Source organism: Mycobacterium sp. SMC-17 (assembly GCF_045310915.1).
Classification (GTDB): Bacteria; Actinomycetota; Actinomycetes; order Mycobacteriales; family Mycobacteriaceae; genus Mycobacterium.
Window position 1 is genome coordinate 1 of sequence record NZ_JBJIAK010000136.1, and the last position, 1,671, is coordinate 1,671.

The 1,671-nt window shown below is 56.6% G+C and carries 2 rRNA genes; both read left to right on the forward strand.

Annotated elements, in window-relative coordinates:
• Positions 1-412, forward strand: a 16S ribosomal RNA gene (locus ACJH7A_RS30395); the annotation flags it as partial.
• Between the two features lie 427 nt (positions 413-839).
• A 23S ribosomal RNA gene (locus ACJH7A_RS30400) occupies positions 840-1,671 on the forward strand; the annotation flags it as partial.

Here is a 1,671-nt window from a genome sequence, read left to right on the forward strand (position 1 = left end):
GTTATGCCGGGGACTCGTAGGAGACTGCCGGGGTCAACTCGGAGGAAGGTGGGGATGACGTCAAGTCATCATGCCCCTTATGTCCAGGGCTTCACACATGCTACAATGGCCGGTACAAAGGGCTGCGATGCCGTGAGGTGGAGCGAATCCTTTCAAAGCCGGTCTCAGTTCGGATCGGGGTCTGCAACTCGACCCCGTGAAGTCGGAGTCGCTAGTAATCGCAGATCAGCAACGCTGCGGTGAATACGTTCCCGGGCCTTGTACACACCGCCCGTCACGTCATGAAAGTCGGTAACACCCGAAGCCGGTGGCCTAACCCTTGTGGAGGGAGCCGTCGAAGGTGGGATCGGCGATTGGGACGAAGTCGTAACAAGGTAGCCGTACCGGAAGGTGCGGCTGGATCACCTCCTTTCTAAGGAGCACCATTTACATGCCCTGATCCAGGGTTTCCCCCATGCCGGCAACAGTGCCGGGGTTCATGGTTGGGATTGTCGCCGGCGCCTGTAGTGGGCCGCTCCGGCGGGTGCATATGACAACAAACGTTCGGCCGGCTGGAAAGCGTTGGTCGTGAAGAATTGCCAGACACACTGTTGGGTCCTGAGACAACAGGCCCGTTCGCTCCCCTCTCGGTTAGAGGGTGGGGGACGCCCCGGTTGCGGGGTGGGGGTTGTTGTTGCCTCACCGGTTTTGGTGGTGGGGTGTGGTGTTTGATTCGTGGATAGTGGTTGCGAGCATCTAACGCGCGCAGAAATGGTGGCCGGCGGCTTTCGGGTCGTTGGTTTTTCCGTCTGTGTGTTGTTGATGTGCAATTTTGATTCTTGTTTTCAATTGGTTTTTGTGCGTAAGTGTTTAAGGGCGCATGGTGGATGCCTTGGCATCAGAGGCCGATGAAGGACGTAGGAGGCTGCGATAAGCCTCGGGGAGTTGCCAACCGAGCGTTGATCCGAGGATGTCCGAATGGGGAAACCCAGCACGAGTGATGTCGTGTTACCCGCACCTGAATATATAGGGTGTGGGAGGTAACGCGGGGAAGTGAAACATCTCAGTACCCGTAGGAAGAGAAAACAATTGTGATTCCGTGAGTAGTGGCGAGCGAAAGCGGATGAGGCTAAACCGTATGCATGTGATACCGGGTAGGGGTTGTGTGTGCGGGGTTGTGGGACCTATCTTTCCAGGGCTATCCCTCTGGAGGGCAGTAAGAAAATGTCGTGGTTAACGGAAGTGGCTTGGGATGGCCTGCCGTAGAGGGTGAGAGTCCCGTACGTGAAAACCCGATGTCTGCCTTGATGGTGTTCCCGAGTAGCAGCGGGCCCGTGAAATCTGCTGTGAATCTGCCGAGACCACTCGGTAAGCCTAAATACCTTCTGATGACCGATAGCGGATTAGTACCGTGAGGGAATGGTGAAAAGTACCCCGGGAGGGGAGTGAAATAGTACCTGAAACCGTGTGCCTACAATCCGTCAGAGCCCTCCTTTGGTGGGGTGATGGCGTGCCTTTTGAAGAATGAGCCTGCGAGTCAGGGACATGTCGCGAGGTTAACCCGTGGGGGGTAGCCGTAGCGAAAGCGAGTCTGAATAGGGCGTATCCCATTATGGGTGTAGTGGCATGTTCTGGACCCGAAGCGGAGTGATCTACCCATGGCCAGGGTGAAGCGCGGGTAAGACCGCGTGG